The sequence below is a fragment of the Janthinobacterium sp. P210006 genome (genome assembly GCF_036231885.1).
GTDB lineage: Bacteria > Pseudomonadota > Gammaproteobacteria > Burkholderiales > Burkholderiaceae_D > Janthinobacterium > Janthinobacterium violaceinigrum.
In genome coordinates this window covers 128,201-143,706 of the sequence record NZ_JAZARD010000005.1, presented here as the reverse complement: position 1 = coordinate 143,706, position 15,506 = coordinate 128,201, and the positions used below count along the sequence as shown (strand labels likewise).

At 59.6% G+C, this 15,506-nt stretch carries 9 protein-coding genes; 5 read left to right on the top strand and 4 right to left on the bottom strand.

The window, feature by feature from the left end:
• The first annotated feature begins 61 nt into the window (after positions 1-61).
• The 3 genes from glnE to VPH41_RS23945 all read left to right on the top strand — a co-directional run bounded on the left by glnE (position 62) and on the right by VPH41_RS23945 (position 3,934).
• Positions 62-2,815: a bifunctional [glutamate--ammonia ligase]-adenylyl-L-tyrosine phosphorylase/[glutamate--ammonia-ligase] adenylyltransferase gene (gene glnE / locus VPH41_RS23955; RefSeq protein WP_442906314.1), complete on the top strand. Its 2,754-nt coding sequence runs from the start codon at positions 62-64 to the stop codon at positions 2,813-2,815.
• A 13-nt stretch (positions 2,816-2,828) separates the two neighbouring features.
• Entirely contained in the window at positions 2,829-3,608 is a 780-nt protein-coding gene (locus VPH41_RS23950) for a YoaK family protein (RefSeq protein ID WP_152281603.1), read from the top strand.
• 137 nt (positions 3,609-3,745) lie between these two features.
• Positions 3,746-3,934 (top strand): hypothetical protein, encoded by a 189-nt coding sequence (locus VPH41_RS23945; protein ID WP_328571736.1) that lies wholly within the window; start codon positions 3,746-3,748, stop codon positions 3,932-3,934.
• Between the two features lie 59 nt (positions 3,935-3,993).
• Here the strand turns inward: VPH41_RS23945 and gap are convergent, their stop codons facing one another.
• A complete protein-coding gene (gene gap, locus VPH41_RS23940; RefSeq protein ID WP_152258909.1) occupies positions 3,994-5,004 on the bottom strand; it encodes a type I glyceraldehyde-3-phosphate dehydrogenase in 1,011 nt (336 codons plus the stop codon).
• A gap of 102 nt (positions 5,005-5,106) precedes the next feature.
• Entirely contained in the window at positions 5,107-7,104 is a 1,998-nt protein-coding gene (gene tkt / locus VPH41_RS23935; protein WP_152281605.1) for a transketolase, read from the bottom strand.
• Between the two features lie 188 nt (positions 7,105-7,292).
• On the opposite strand from tkt, the gene VPH41_RS23930 reads away from it, so the two are divergent.
• Positions 7,293-8,018: a 16S rRNA (uracil(1498)-N(3))-methyltransferase gene (locus VPH41_RS23930; RefSeq protein WP_152281606.1), complete on the top strand. Its 726-nt coding sequence runs from the start codon at positions 7,293-7,295 to the stop codon at positions 8,016-8,018.
• 122 nt (positions 8,019-8,140) lie between these two features.
• On the opposite strand, the gene VPH41_RS23925 is transcribed toward VPH41_RS23930, so the two are convergent.
• Positions 8,141-10,921: a TonB-dependent receptor plug domain-containing protein gene (locus tag VPH41_RS23925; protein WP_152281607.1), complete on the bottom strand. Its 2,781-nt coding sequence runs from the start codon at positions 10,919-10,921 to the stop codon at positions 8,141-8,143.
• Positions 10,922-11,780: 859 nt separating this feature from the next.
• The gene (locus VPH41_RS23920; protein WP_328571921.1) at positions 11,781-14,714 is read right to left on the bottom strand and encodes a TonB-dependent receptor; all 2,934 of its coding nucleotides are present in this window, start codon (positions 14,712-14,714) and stop codon (positions 11,781-11,783) included.
• Between VPH41_RS23920 and VPH41_RS23915 the strand changes: the two genes are divergently transcribed.
• Complete coding sequence (locus VPH41_RS23915) at positions 14,644-15,024, top strand: hypothetical protein (protein WP_328571926.1); 381 nt, start codon at positions 14,644-14,646, stop codon at positions 15,022-15,024. The two genes, VPH41_RS23920 and VPH41_RS23915, sit on opposite strands and share 71 nt — an antisense overlap.
• Positions 15,025-15,506: the final 482 nt, after the last annotated feature.

Here is a 15,506-nt window from a genome sequence, read left to right as displayed (position 1 = left end):
CGTTCGCAGCCAAGTTAAACAAGAACATGCACGCAGCATCCACGAGACCCTTACCGATACCATGAGCACACAGCCTTTGATCTCCGCCTCCCGTTTCTACCAGCGCTGGCTCAATGCCGCCCCCGAGCGCGCCGCGCAGGTGGCGCAACTGGTGCGCGCGCCGCTGGACGGGCTCGATTTTGCCGCCGCGCTGCTTGAGCAGGCGAACGCCGCCACGCCGCCGCTGCCGGCCGAGCGGGCCATGCGCCGCCTGCGCAACCTGCTCGTCTGCGGCCTGATCGCCCGCGATCTGGAAGGCCAGGCGGACTTGAACGAAGTCGTCACGGCCATGACGGGCTTTGCCGATTTCGCCATCTGCACGCATGTGGACGCCATCATGGCCGAGATGGTGGCCCTGCACGGCATGCCCATCGGCGAGGAATCGGGCGAGGAACAGGCCTTGATGGTGTTGGCGATGGGCAAGCAGGGCGGCGGCGAGCTGAACGTCTCGTCCGATATCGACCTGATCTTTGTCTACCCGGAAGATGGCGACACGCAAGCGACCTTGCCGGGCCAGCGCAGCCTGTCCAACCACGAATTTTTCATTCGCATGGGCAAGAAACTGATCGCCGCCCTGGCCGAGATCACGCAGGACGGCTTTACGTTCCGCGTGGACATGGCCTTGCGTCCGAACGGCAATTCCGGCCCGCTGGCCGCCAGCCTGGGCATGGTGGAGCAATACCTGATCGTGCAAGGCCGCGAATGGGAACGCTATGCCTGGGTCAAGGCGCGCGCCGTGACGGGCAAACCCGAGGATATCGCTGCGCTCGACGCCATCGTGCGCCCCTTCGTCTTCCGCCGCTACCTCGATTTCGGCGTCATCGACGCCATCCGCACCATGCACGGCCAGATCCGCGCCGAGGTCAACCGCCAGGAGCGCTTGCACCCGGACCGCAGCAACAACGTCAAGCTGGGGCGCGGCGGCATCCGCGAAATCGAATTCCTCGCGCAAGTGTTTCAATTGATACGGGGCGGGCGCGACGCCGAGCTGCGCGAGCGTTCCACGCGCGCCACCCTGCGCACGGTGGCAGACAAGGGGCTATTGGAACCGGCCATCGTGGAACAGTTGCTGGGTTCCTACACTTTCCTGCGCAACCTCGAACACCGGCTGCAATACCTGGACGATGCGCAAACGCACACCCTGCCCGCGAACGAGGCCGACCGCCTGACCGTGGCGCAGATGATGGGCCTGCCCGATACGCCTACCCTGCTGGCCCAGCTGGAAGCGCACCGCGTGTTTGTCGCCGGCCAGTTCGACGAGATGTTCAGCGACAAGAGCAGCGGCGTGCCGCCCGCCGACACGGGCATCGACCCGCAGACGTCGAACGACTGCGCCGCGTCCGACCAGCAGGAAGCCATCGAAGCCCGCTTTGCCGCGCTGGGCTTCCATGAGCCGGCCGCCTGCGCACGGCGTTTGCTGGCCACGTGGCAGGCGCCGCGTTTGCAATCGTTGCCCGAGGCGAGCCGCACGCGTTTAGTGGCCCTCGTCAATTCCGCCCTGCCCCTGATTACCGATTGCTCCGTGTCCAACGGCAACGCCAGCCAGCTGGCCACCCTGGGCCGGCTGCTCGATTTCCTGGAGGCCATCGCGCGCCGCTCGGCCTATCTGTCGCTGCTGACGGAATATCCGCACACGCTCGAGCGCGTCGTGCGCATGGTGTGCGCCAGCGGCTGGGCCGCCACCTTCCTCACGCAGCACCCGATCCTGCTCGACGAACTGCTCGATGAGCGCATCCGCAACACGGTGCCGGACCCGGCCGCGCTGGCGCTGGACCTGCAGCGCCAGCTCGACGACGCCCCCGGCGACACGGAACGGCAGATGGATATCCTGCGCGAAACACACCATGCACAGCTGTTCCAGTGCCTGGCGCAAGACCTGGCGGGCGACCTGAGCGTGGAAAAACTGGCCGACTACCTATCGCAGCTGGCCGACATCATCGTCGCCGCCACCGTGCAAGCCGTCTGGCAAACCTTACCCACGCGCCACCGCGACGTGCCGAAATTTGCCGTCATCGCGTACGGCAAGCTGGGCGGCAAGGAACTGGGCTATGTGTCCGACCTGGACGTCATTTTCCTGTTCGACGACGACGACCAGGAAGCGCCCGGCCTGTACGCGAAGCTGGCGCAGCGCTTCATCACCTGGATGACCTCGCACACCTCGGCCGGCATCTTGTTCGACATCGACATCGCCCTGCGCCCCGACGGCGCCTCGGGCATGCTGGTCTCCAGCGTGCAGGCATTCGAGCGCTACCAGGGCAGCGCGGCCTGGGTGTGGGAGCACCAGGCGCTCACGCGCGCGCGCTTTTGCGCGGGCGACGCCGCCATCGGCAAGCACTTCGAACGCATCCGCGACACGATCCTGCGCAAGGAACGGCCGGAAAACGGCCCGCTCAAGGGCGAAGTGGTGGCCATGCGCAAGAAAATGCTGGACGCCCACCCGCCCCGCCCCGGCAGCTTCGACCTGAAACAGGACCCGGGCGGCATGATCGATATCGAGTTCATGGTGCAATACCTGGTGCTGCAACACGCGGCGCAGTATCCGCAGCTGACGGCCAACTCGGGCAATATCGCCCTGCTGCGCCTGTGCGGCGAACTGGGGCTGATCGACGCGCAGCTGGCCGCCCTGGTGGCCGACGCCTACCGCGCGCTGCGCAAGCTGCAGCACCAGCTGCGCCTGCAAGGACAGGACCTGGCCCGGGTGGAACCGGAAAGAGTGCGCGTGCATGCGGACAATGTCATGCGCCTGTGGCAAGCCATCTTCGGCACTGTTGCCTGAGGCCGGACCACACATGCCGCTCCATTACCTGTCCCGCCTGAGCGGCGCGGCGCGCGATACGCAAGCCAACCTGCAGCTGGGCTGCGTGCTGGCGCTGGTGGCCGGCGCCGTGAATGCGGGCGGCTTTCTCGCCATCGGCGGCTATACCTCGCACATGACGGGCATCGTCTCGGGCATGGCCGATGACCTGGCGCTCGGCAATATCACGGTGGCGCTGGCCGCGCTGGGCGCCTGGCTGGCCTTCGTCAGCGGCGCGGCCGTGACGGCCATCATGGTGAACTGGGGCAAGCGGCGCCGCTTGCACAGCCAGTTTGCCGCCAGCCTGCTGCTGGAAGCGGCCCTGTTATTGCTGTTCGGCCTGACGGGTAATTACCTGGCGGCCATGCCCGACGTGCTGGGCCCCGTCACCATCTTGCTGTTGTGCTTTGTCATGGGCTTGCAAAATGCCATCATCACCAAGATTTCAGGCGCCGTCATCCGCACCACCCACGTGACGGGCCTGTCGACCGATATCGGCATCGAACTGGGCAAGATGGCGTATTACAACCGGCGCGCCTTGCCGGACCGCGTGGTCAAGGTGAACCGGGGCAAGCTCAGGACGCACAGCCTGCTGATCGCCTGCTTCTTCATCGGCGGCGTCAGCGGCGCGCTGGCCTTCAAGCACATCGGCTTTCCTGCCGCGACCATCATCCTCGCCGGCGTGCTGACCCTGCTGTCCGGCGTGCCCGTGCTGCGCGACTTGCGCCTGTTGTGGCGCTTCTACCGGCGCCGCCTGCGCGCCTTGCGCCATTAGAAATATTTTTCTTTATGGCAATTATTTATTGGTTTTAATGCTAATATTTTTCTGCATCCGGCGGGCTGATCAAGCCTGCCTGGATGGTCTTTTGATTCGACACCCTACCGTTGTCCAATGATGAAAGCGAAAAAAAAATGATTTCCATTAAAAAAGCCCTGTTTATCTTTGCCATCGCCGCCGGCGCCGCCGCTTCGTTCTCCAGCACGGCCGCCGTGCGCGCATGGATTCCGTCGGAAAACTGCGACTACATCCTCAATATGTGCTACCAGGGTGTCGAGGCGTCGTGCGAACAGTGGCGCAATCAGTGCGAACCGAAGGAATAAGCGGGTAACGGACGAAAAAAAACGCCCCGGAGGGCGTTTTTTTTTATGCGGTCAAAGAATTACTTGGCCGACATCAGTGCAACGGTGGTGTCGAGCATGCGGTTCGAGAAACCCCACTCGTTGTCGTACCACGACGACACTTTCACCAGGCGGCCCGACACTTTGGTCAGGGTCGAATCGAAGTTCGACGAAGCCGGATTGTGGTTGAAGTCGATCGATACCAGCGGTTCGGTCTGGTACGTCAGGATGCCTTCCAGAGCGCCTTCCGAAGCGGCTTTCATCAGCGCGTTGACTTCTTCCACGGTGGTGTCGCGCTTGGCGATGAAGGACAGGTCGACCAGCGACACGTTGATGGTCGGCACGCGGATGGCGAAGCCGTCCAGTTTGCCATTCAGCTCAGGCAAGACCAGGCCAACGGCGGCAGCGGCACCCGTCTTGGTCGGGATCATGCTCATGGTGGCCGAACGGGCGCGACGCAGGTCTTCATGCATCACGTCGGACAGCACCTGATCGTTGGTGTAGGCGTGCACGGTGGTCATCAGGCCCGTTTCGATGCCGATGGCGTCGTTGAGCGGCTTGACCAGCGGTGCCAGGCAGTTGGTGGTGCACGATGCGTTCGAGATGACGGTATCCGTGGCTTTCAGCACGGAGTGGTTCACGCCGAATACGACGGTAGCATCGACGTCCTTGCCGCCTGGTGCCGAGATGATGACTTTTTTCGCGCCGCCCTTCAAGTGAGCGGAAGCTTTCTCTTTGGTGGTGAAGAAGCCCGTGCACTCGAGCACGACGTCCACGCCCAGCTCGCCCCATGGAATTTCAGCAGGGTTGCGCTGTGCGAATACGCGGATCGGATCGCCATTGACGATCATGTTGTCGCCTTCGACGGTCACCGTGCCCGGGAACTTGCCGTGCGCGGTGTCGTAGCGGGTCAGGTGGGCGTTCGATTTGGCATCGCCCAGGTCGTTGATGGCAACGATCTGGATATCCTGTTTCTTGCCGCCTTCATAGAAAGCGCGCAACACATTACGGCCGATGCGGCCGTAGCCGTTGATTGCAACTTTGATCGTCATACTCTGCTCCTGATTGAATAGAAAGTACTAAGCACATTAAAAAAAATCTGCTCGCCGCCGCGCCCATCTGCGGAGCGCTGGCGGCGGAAACGAGTAGGTCGATTAGCCGGCGATGACGGCTTTGACCTTGGCCACGACGTTGTCGACCGTGAAGCCGAAGTGCTTGAACAGCACGCCAGCCGGAGCCGATTCGCCAAACGTATCGATACCGACCACGGCGCCTTCCAGGCCCACGTATTTGTACCAGAAGCTGGTCACGCCCGCTTCGATGGCCACGCGCGGCACGCCCTTCGTCAGCACGCTGGCCTTGTAGGCGGCGTCCTGGCGGTCGTACACGTCGGTCGACGGCATCGACACCACGCGCACGGCGATGCCTTCCGACGCGAGCGCGCTGGCGGCGGCCACGGCCAGTTCCACTTCGGAACCGGTGGCGATCAGGATCGCCTTGGCGTCGGCCACGTCGTTCAGCACATAGCCGCCGCGGAAGATGTTTTCGATCTGTTCGGCGCTGCGCTCCTGGTACGGCAGGTTCTGGCGCGAGAAGATCAGGGTCGACGGGCCATCCTTGCGGCGCACGGCGGCGCCCCAGGCAGCAGCCGACTCGACGGTGTCGCACGGACGCCAGTTGTCCAGGTTCGGGATCAGACGCATCGACGAGACGTGCTCGACCGATTGGTGCGTCGGGCCGTCTTCGCCCAGGCCGATCGAATCGTGGGTGAACACGAAGATCGAACGCAGTTTCATCAGGGCAGCCATGCGCAGCGCATTGCGGCTGTAGTCGGAGAACGTCAGGAACGTGGCGCCGAACGGGATGTAGCCGCCGTGCAGGGTGATGCCGTTCATGATGGCGCTCATGCCGAATTCGCGCACGCCGTAGTTGATGTGGTTGCCAGGCTGGCCCGAACGCACGGCCACGCACTCTTTCCAGTTGGTCAGGTTCGAACCGGTCAGGTCGGCCGAGCCGCCCAGGAATTCCGGCAGGGACGAGGCCAGCGCCTGGATGGCGTTCTGGCTGGCCTTACGGGTGGCGATGTTTTCTTTCTTTTCCACGCAGGAAGCGATGGCGGCGCTCAATGCCGCTTCGAATGCCTGTGGCAGGTCGCCCTGCATGCGGCGGCTCAGCTCAGCGGCTTGCTGCGGGAATTCGCGGCCGTAGGCGGCGAAACGCTCGTTCCAGTCCGCTTCCAGCAGGGCACCTTGTTTCTTGGCATCCCAGGCTGCGTACACGTCGGCCGGCATCTCGAACGGGGCGGCATCCCAGCCGATGTATTCGCGTACGGCGGCGATTTCCTTGTCGCCCAGTGCGGCGCCGTGGACCTTGTCGCCGCCTTGCAGGTTCGGCGAACCCTTGCCGATGATGGTCTTGCAGCAGATCAGGGTAGGCTTGCTGGCGGTCTTGGCGGCGGCGATGGCGGCAGCCACGGCAGCGACATCGTGGCCGTCGACGGCGCGGATGACGTTCCAGCCGTACGCTTCGAAGCGGGCCGGGGTGTCGTCCGTAAACCAGCCTTCGACTTTGCCGTCGATGGAAATGCCATTGTCATCGTACAGGGCGATCAGCTTGTTCAAGCCCAGGGTGCCGGCCAGCGCGCACACTTCGTGCGAAATACCTTCCATCAGGCAACCATCGCCGACGAAGGCGTAGGTGTAGTGATTGACGATGTCGTAGCCGGGCTTGTTGAATTCAGCAGCCAGCAGTTGCTCCGACAGGGCCATGCCGACGGCGTTGGCGATGCCCTGGCCCAGCGGGCCGGTGGTCGTTTCCACGCCTGGCGTGATATCGACTTCCGGGTGGCCCGGGGTTTTCGAATGCATCTGGCGGAAGGCCTTGATGTCATCCATCGACAGGTCGTAGCCCGTCAGGTGCAGCAGCGCGTAGTGCAGCATCGAGCCGTGGCCGTTCGACAGCAGGAAACGGTCGCGGTTCTGCCATTTTGGATTCGCGGGATTGTGGCGATAGTGACCACTCCACAAGGCAACTGCGATCTCGGCCATGCCCATCGGCATGCCTGGATGGCCGGAATTGGCCTTTTGTACAGCGTCCATTGCCAGTGCGCGGATCGCATTGGCCATTTTGGTAGTCGGGAGCGTAGTTGTCATGATGGTGTGGGTCAGTCGCGAGTTTGGAATTCGTTTGCAACAGCGCGGACAGGGAAGCCGGCTGCTTTCTGTAGTCAAGTATTTTACCAGACTGGGGGGCCGCAAATTAGAATTGCGGCGTACTGGCCCGCCAAATGGCTATACTTTGACGTCTTTTCCACCCATATTTCGCCCAATCTAGGATTTGCATGCCGCGTTTTTTCTGCCCCCAGCCGCTCGTCGCCGGCACCACCGTCTCCCTGCCGGAGGCCGTCGCCCACCATATCCAGGTCGTGCGCCTGGCGCCGGGCGACCTGATCACCCTGTTCAATGGCGAGGGCGGCGAAGTGCAGGCCAGCCTGGTGGCGGTGGCCAAGCGCAGCGTGACGGCGCAGATACAGGCGCACGTGGCGCGCGAAGCGGAGCTGCCCTACGCCGTGACCCTGGCGCAAGCGCTGCCGGAAGCGTCGAAGATGGACTGGATCATTGAAAAAGCCATCGAACTGGGCGCGGCCGGCATCGTGCCGCTGTCGGCGCAACGCTGCGTGGTGCGCCTGTCCGCCGAACGGGCCGAGAAGAAATTGGCGCATTGGCAAGCCATCATCGTTTCCGCCTCGGAACAAAGCGGCCGCAACCGCCTGGCGCAGCTGGCGCCATTGCAGGATTTCAATCACTGGAGCAGCCAGCAAGATTTGCACAAACGCATCATCCTGACGCCGCGCGCCGAGCAGTCGCTGGCCGACTGGGCCCGTCACCAGCCGCCGCAGGCGATCACGGTGATGGTGGGACCGGAAGGCGGGTTTTCGGAAGCGGAAGAAAAGGCGGCCATGGCCGCCGGCGCCATCGGCCTGGCTATGGGACCGCGCATCCTGCGCACGGAAACGGCGGGCTTGACGGCACTGGCCACGCTGGGCGCCTTGTGGGGCGGGATGTAAGACGCAACAATCCATAAAAAAAGCGCAGGGCGGTTACCCGCACTGCGCCAGCGGTTCCGCATACCAGGTACGCGGAACCAGATCATCAGGCGGCCCGTTCCGGCGCCGCCCTTCTTTTCCTGTTAGAACGTGTACTCGGCACCCAGTTTCAGGGTACGCGGACGCAGCACATAGCCGTCACGCACGTTGATTGGACGCGCTTGATCGAAGACGTTGTTGATATTCGCCAGCAAACGCAGGTTTTTGAAGCCCGTGTATGCAAAGTTCAGATCGGTACGCACGTCGCTGCCCAAACGGCATGGCAGGTCATCGGTTTTCAACGCAGCGCGGCAACCAGCATCGCCCCAGCGTGCCTCATCCGTCTCGTCGTTGTTCAATGTCGTTCCGGACTTGTAGTTGACGCGTACGCCAGCCGTGACCGGACCGTTACGCCATGCCGTGCTGAATACCGACACGACACGCGGGTTGCCACGCAAGCCGATGGTGTTTGGACGGTATTGGTTGGCATCGATGTCCCAGTAACGCAGCTTCAGGCCGACAGTCGTCGCCAGACCCATCGTCACCGTGCCATATTCACCAGCCGAGAAACGGCCGTTCACGTCGATGTCCACGCCTTGGGTATCGGTCTTGCCGAAGTTTTCATAGCCCAGGAACAGCGATTGAATGCTACCGGCACCCCAGGCGACATTCGCGCCTGGCGACAGTTCGTTGGCACGTGCGGCCAGACGACGGTCGGTATCGCTGATCGGATTACGCGCCAATTTTTCAGCATAGCCAGGCACATCTTCACGGGCCAGCACATACGGTACGTCGCGGGTGCTGATCTCGTCACGGCGCTCGATCTTGAAGTAGTCGACAGCGATGCTGACGTTCTTGATCGGTTCTGCCACGAAGCCCAGCGTCAGGCTGCGCGAGGTTTCCGGTTTCAAGGTCGAGCTCGACGAAATCATGGCCGGAACCGATGTCAGGCAACCCGAGTTGTAGGCGGTGGCCGAATCGGAAACGTCGTTCGCATTACCTTTTTTCAGGATATCGCGGATCGCGGTGGCGGTATTGCAACGTTTTGGATCAAGTATGCTGTTGTAGAAACCGGTCACGCCCACTTTACCCAGTGTTTCCGGGATATTTGGCGCGCGGAATCCACCAGCGATCGTACCGCGCAACATCAGCTTCGGCGTTACCGTCCAGCGCGCAGCCAATTTAGGCGACACGTGGGCCGAGAAACCTGGCGCCTTGTCCATGCGCAATGCGCCGTTCAATTCCAGGCTTTTCAGCACGGGCGCGTTCAACTCCAGGAACGCCGCGCTCAGGTTGCGCTGACCATCGATCCACAGGGAACCCGTATTGATGATCTCGGCATTCATCACCGCGTCGACGGAGCGGATGTACATCTTTTCTTGACGCAATTCGGTGCCGAAAGCAAATGCCAATGGGCCGCCTGGCAAGCTCATCAGTTCACCGGTCAGCTTGGCGTCGATGAAGTTGGTCGACAAGTCGGCATCGGTACCGGCGAGTGGGAACATGCTGTTCAGCAATGCATCGCTATTGCCGCCACCCAACTTGTATTCGCCGCTGACGATAGCGGCAGGCAGGCGGTCACGGTGCGCGCCACGGCTGCGCTGGGTACCCTCGCCGCCGGTACGGCCAATGGTGGCTTCCCAGTCATAGGTGCCGATCGTGCCTTCCAGGCCAGCCATGACGCGGTACTGCGTCGCTTTTGCTGGCGATTTCCAGTCCAGGTTGGAATCCATGAAGCGATAGTCCAGGCCAACGGGGAAGTTATACGGGTTGTAAGGCGAGTTTGCCGGCAATTTAGGTTTCTGCACGGTTTGCGATTGCTTCTTGTTGCCGTCGAACCAGCTCCATGGCGAACCAGCAGCCATGCCGAATGGCAGTGGCGAGTAATCGGTGCGGGTATCCGAATACGACACTTCGGCGAAACCGCGCGTGGTGTCGCTGAGCTTGAAGTGCAATGCGCTGTACAGATTGACGCGTTCGGCGCCATCCGACGACGGGTTAATGCCGTTCAAATCGCTGACGCACAGGCCGGAAGCGTTGAAAGTGGTACAGCCCTTGACTGCCTGACGTACCTTGCGGCCGCTTTCGTTCAGGTTGCCCGGGAACGAGGTCAGGCTAGGGTCGCCGAAGGCGGTGGAAACATATTTTTTGTGCCACTCAGGGTACTCGCGCAGCACTTTGCTGAGTTTGTAGCCTTCGCGCTTGTAGCCTTCGATGTTGAAGAAAACGTTGTAGCGGTCTTTTTCCAGATCGCCATAACCAGCCAGCACGCCTACCGTCGTTTGCTTGCCGATGTTCGGCTCAATGCCTTGCTGATAGTTGGCGCTCGTGCTGACGCCCTGGAAGCTCTTGCGGGTGATGATGTTGATCACGCCAGCCAGCGCATCGGAACCGTAGATCGCGGAGGCGCCGTCCTTGAGCACCTCGACGCGGTCGATCACGTCGGCCGGAATGGAATCGAGGTTGACGAAGGTATCTTTCGCGCCATCGGCGAACGGATAATTGGAAACGCGGCGGCCATTGACCAGCACCAGGGTAGCGCCGGTGCCCAGGCCACGCATCGATGCGCCGGACGCACCGCGTGCAAAGCTGCTGGAGTTGCCATCATCCTTGATCGCGCCCGTATCGAACGAGGTCAGCGTATCGAGAATCTGACGCACGGTATTGGCACCCGTCGCCTTGATTTCATCACGGCGCAAGACGGTCACGGGCGAGGCAGTCTCGGTATCCATGCGCTTGATGTTCGAACCAGTCACTTCAACACGTTGCATCACCGGCTCCGCGGTACCTGCTGTGTTTTGTGCGTGGGCGGAGGCAGCAATGGCGCTCAAAGCAAAAAACACCGCCTTACTGATAGGGCTTAATTTTGGTTTACTCAGCATCATGTTCTAGCAATCTCAACTTGTAATTTTTAATGAAAACCAGGCAACTGGATCACAGTGGCTCATGTGGCACTTTTTTGTATCAAATTTTTTGACACAAGTAAGTATCTGTAACAGGAAAAATATTGTCAATTAACATGGTCGAATCCTTAAGGGATTGCAGAAAAAACTGTCAAATACTCTTTTTTTGTTGTTTTTTAACATTAAAACTGAGCAACGTTACCGTTTTTTCAGCGATTTATCATGCTACAAAGCAACAAAACGGGCGAGTCTCAGCACCGTCATGCCGACCGTTTTCCAGCCTGGCGCCACCCTCATTTCCCCAATGAAAACGCACAGAAAACCGCTTGTTCCAGGCACCGTTTTGCGCGGTAAAACTCCATCACGAAACTTGTCAATAAAGAAATATATTCTCATGGAACAATATTTTTAATGGAAAACGAAGAAACTATCGAAATGAAATGCTGTACTCGCCACGTTTCCCATCAAATATCAATACGCGAACAGCACATTGTTAAATCGGCTGCCTGCCGCGCGCGCCACGCTGCGTGCTGTCGCCAGCCGCGGCAAGCGATCGCGCTGATGCGCGGCTCGGAAAGCGCCATCGGTTGTCCATGGGGCCGCGTCCTGCGCACGACACGGCGGGCCTGGCGGCGCTGTGCACCGTGAGCGTCCTGCGGGACAGCATGCAAGGCATGCGTGACGCCGGCCGGGCAAGGCGTGCCGCCAAAAAAAATACCCCGCGAGCTTTGCAGCTTGCGGGGTATTGAGTGGCATGACTGACCATGCCTGTTGCTATATCCGTCTGTACATTCCAGCCTTCACCGGCTGACAACCGTCAGTCGGTGAAGATGGAATCACATCAGAACTTGTGGCTGTACTGGGCCGACAAGCGCACGGAGCGTGGGCTCGAGTAGGAATTGACCATCAGAGCGGTTGGGCTGACAGCAGTGCCGGCGGCGCTGGTGTTGTAGCCTTCATCGATCGATTGCGCCACTTGACGGTTGGTTGCATTGAGCACGTCAACTTTCAACACGACGCCCTTGATTTGCTCTGGCTTGTAGATGAAGTTCAAGTCCAGGCGCATTTCCGTAGGCAGCGTGCCGAGAGCGCCACGGCCGTTTGCACCGGTTGGGCACAGGAAGAAGATCGAGCCGTATTGCGACAAGCCCAGACCCTGTTGATCCATGGACGCTGGAATATTGCAGGTACGCGACATAGGACGGCCCGTCGCCACCAGCAAGTTACCACCGACGCCAAACTGGCTCGTGAACTCATAGTAACCGTAGGTTTTCAACTGATGCGCACGGTTGTTCGGCAGTAAGCCGCTGCCGTTGAGCATCGTTTCCGGGAAGTCCCAGCTCGAGCTGAAGCCCACGTCGGCCTGGCCGTTATCCGACTTGGTCTGACCTTCCTGATTGCCTTCGCTGCGCGACCAGGTGTAGTTCATCTTGCCGTACCAGCCATTGCGCATCGGATGTTCCAGCATGAATTCCAGCGACGTGTAGGTACGCTTGGCTTGCTCCGGGAAGCCCGCATCGGCAGCCGTGATCGTCACTGCGCGCTGTGCACCATTTGGTCCCACCGGGATCATGAAGGTGTTGTCCTTGCCTGGATTGAACAGGGCGCCGTTCCAGCCATGGTCGTCGAAGTACTCTTTTTCAGCGCCCGTCAGCTTGGCGGAAATGGCGCGTGGATCAGAGTAGTCATCGATCGTGTTTTTCAGCTTGCGATACGTGAACTTGATGCCGCCGTTGAAATCAGGCGTCAGCACTTTCTCGAAGCCCAGGTTGATCTCGTCTTGGAAGTGGGCCTTCAGGTTGGTCGAAGCCAATTCATTGGCGCGTTTTTCCTGGCCAAATTCATTGTTAGCCGAAACGACATTGCTGATCGGGTTCAGGCCCAGCGGTGCGCCCGTGGTCGGATTGACGCCGGTATAGGTGTAGAAGCGGTCCGTATTCAGCGAGGCGCCGGCGAAACGTACTGCCATGTTCGCAGGCAGCTGCATGAAGTAGCGGCCAGCCGTACCGAAGACTTTCAGCGAACCGTCGCCGTACACATTCCAGGCCGCATTCAAACGCGGTGCCAGCATGTTTTTCTGTTCCACGAAGGTTTCGCCGATACCGTTCATGTTCTTGAACGATTCATTGCGCAAGCCCAGGGTCACGACCAGGTTTTCGGTGGCTTGATAACGGTCTTCGATGTACTGTGCCGATTGCACGACGGACGGGGTCGAGCCGCCGCGCTGCAGGTTTTCACGCACGTAGTAACCTTGGGTACCGTAACCGCCGCCCGCTGCCGGGGAGATATTGTGGCCGGACAATACCGTGTTCGGATCGGTTTTCAGGTAAGTCCAGGTACCGCCGCCGGCAGCTTCCGTACCGTTCAGGGCATTGATCTTGTTGTGGTCAAGACCGCCGCGTATCGTGTGCTGTTTGGCCAGTTTGTATTCCAGGTCCAGGCGATAGCCGCGGTTGGTGTCTTGCGCACCGTCGCGCAACAGGGCCGAGCTGAAACCCTGCACCTGGCTAGGCTGGTAATTCAAGCCTGGCACCTGGTTGTCCGGGGAAGCGACGACAGGACGCAAGCCCGGGATGTAGCCGAACGGATTTTGCTCGCGCTGGGTCTTGGCCTGGCCGACCAGGGCTTGCACGGTCAGATCGTCGGTCACATAGCTGGTCAGCTTCAGGATGTCGATGTTCGAACCCTGGGCGGCTGCCAGTGCGGCGCCGGTGGCGTTGAGGAACAGCACGCCAGCCGAATAGTTCTTGAACTTGGCGCCGCCGTTTTGTACATAGCCACGCTTCTTGGTGGCATAGTCAAAGCCGTAGTATTGATCGTCAACATTCGACTCGTCCGAAATATGCGTGTATTCGAGGCGGTTGTTGTCGGTGATATTCCAGTCGATCTTGGCGATATAGCGTGGCACGTCCGATTTTTGCACCAGCCAGCCAGTCTGGCCATTCACGGTGCTGGTCGATCCCAGGCGTGCCGTTTCGCGGTCCATCTTGGTAAATTCGCCACCCAGATAGATGAACAGCTTGTCCTTGATCAGCGGGCCGCTGACATAGGCGTTGTAGACCTTCTCGGTCAGCTTGTCGCCTTCGCGGTAGTTGAAGATCGTGCCATCCGTTTTCGGATTGGCGCCCGTGTTCGGGAACATGATGTTCTTTGCCTTGCCGCGCAGCGAATCAGGCGCGTAGGTAAAGCCGGCACCGAATTCCCAGTTATTGGTACCGCTCTTGGTGGTGATATTGACCACGCCGCCCGTCGAACGACCAAATTCGGCGCCGTAGCCGCCGGTGATGATTTGCGCTTCAGCAATCGAGCCGAACGGCAAGGACGAGTAACCGACCTGGTACAGGCTGTTGGTAACGGGGAAACCGTTGATATACGCCGCATTTTCCGACGCGCTGGAGCCGCCGAAGCTGGCGGCGTTGTTGCCGTAGCGCGAGTCGGCGCGCGTGGTGCCGCCAGCCAATTGCACGATGTTGGCAACGGTAGGGGCCAGTGGCAGGGTAGCCAGTTCGCGGGAATTGAAGGAGGAACCGGAATTGGAACTGGTGACATCGATCGCGCGGCGGCGGCTCGTCACGTTCACGGTTTGCACCTGCTGCAGGGCGACTTCGCTTTCCTGGCCGATGCGCACTTCCACGTCCTGCGTGCTGACGACGGAGGAGCCTTTCAGCAGCGTCACTTTATAGTTGCCAACTGGCAGGGAGGTGATGCGGAACGTGCCATTTGCGTCAGGTGAAATGGTCCGTTTGAAGCCATTGTCTGCACCGACGATCAACACCGACGCGCTGGCATCCGGCGCAATCTTGCCGATGATGTTGCCGGTAGCATTCGACTGTGCCATTACCGCTGGAACAATCGCGGCGCTCAATACCGATGCGCTGAATGCGATCGTTAATGCGCGTGCTATTACAGTTTTTCTCAACATGTCATTCCCTATTATTTATGAGCGTAGTGATACTGCTTTGGTAAAGGAGTTCATCACTCACACTTATGCGTTTTTGAACGCTTTACTCTCATCGCCTTGTTATCCCGTCACACAAGGCATCCTCTCGGTCTCCACTTTGCATACGCAAAATAAAACAGAATGACACATCGAAACATATTGAATCGAGCTGGTCAATAAAATTAGAAAAACTGTTCTGTTGACGCAACACTTCAATTTAGTTAACAAACAGGCGCACAAAATCGCGTCCAGGCTGAATGAAAACATTCGCGGACGAAGGGGCATCTATTGGGAATGCCTGCGGACAGTGGCTTTGCGCCAATGGAATCAAGAACTGCGGAAACAGCTTATTCTAAAAAGATGAATATACAGAGCCGGAGAAATAAATGACATGAAAGACAGAATCATTTTTTCGAGGCAAGGAAAAACATATTACGGAAAGACCCCGCAATAGATGAATCACATTTTCCTCAGAAATACATATCTATGAAAAGAAATTCCTCGCCATATTATAAAAATAAAACATCGCCTTCCATTGGAAAAGCAGCAGCGACAAAAGGCGGCGCTGTCCATTTCCCGAAATGAGTGCGAAACAAAAATACAGGCTTGCTTCGGCAAGAAGCAAAA

What these genes read in the sequence shown, in the direction of transcription:
- glnE (WP_442906314.1), top strand. Translation starts at nt 62, where the DNA reads ATGAGCACACAGCCTTTGATCTCCGCCTCCCGTTTCTACCAGCGCTGG.
- VPH41_RS23950 (WP_152281603.1), top strand. Translation starts at nt 2,829, where the DNA reads ATGCCGCTCCATTACCTGTCCCGCCTGAGCGGCGCGGCGCGCGATACG.
- VPH41_RS23945 (WP_328571736.1), top strand. Translation starts at nt 3,746, where the DNA reads ATGATTTCCATTAAAAAAGCCCTGTTTATCTTTGCCATCGCCGCCGGC.
- gap (WP_152258909.1), bottom strand. Translation starts at nt 5,004, where the DNA reads ATGACGATCAAAGTTGCAATCAACGGCTACGGCCGCATCGGCCGTAAT.
- tkt (WP_152281605.1), bottom strand. Translation starts at nt 7,104, where the DNA reads ATGACAACTACGCTCCCGACTACCAAAATGGCCAATGCGATCCGCGCA.
- VPH41_RS23930 (WP_152281606.1), top strand. Translation starts at nt 7,293, where the DNA reads ATGCCGCGTTTTTTCTGCCCCCAGCCGCTCGTCGCCGGCACCACCGTC.
- VPH41_RS23925 (WP_152281607.1), bottom strand. Translation starts at nt 10,921, where the DNA reads ATGATGCTGAGTAAACCAAAATTAAGCCCTATCAGTAAGGCGGTGTTT.
- VPH41_RS23915 (WP_328571926.1), top strand. Translation starts at nt 14,644, where the DNA reads ATGCGGAACGTGCCATTTGCGTCAGGTGAAATGGTCCGTTTGAAGCCA.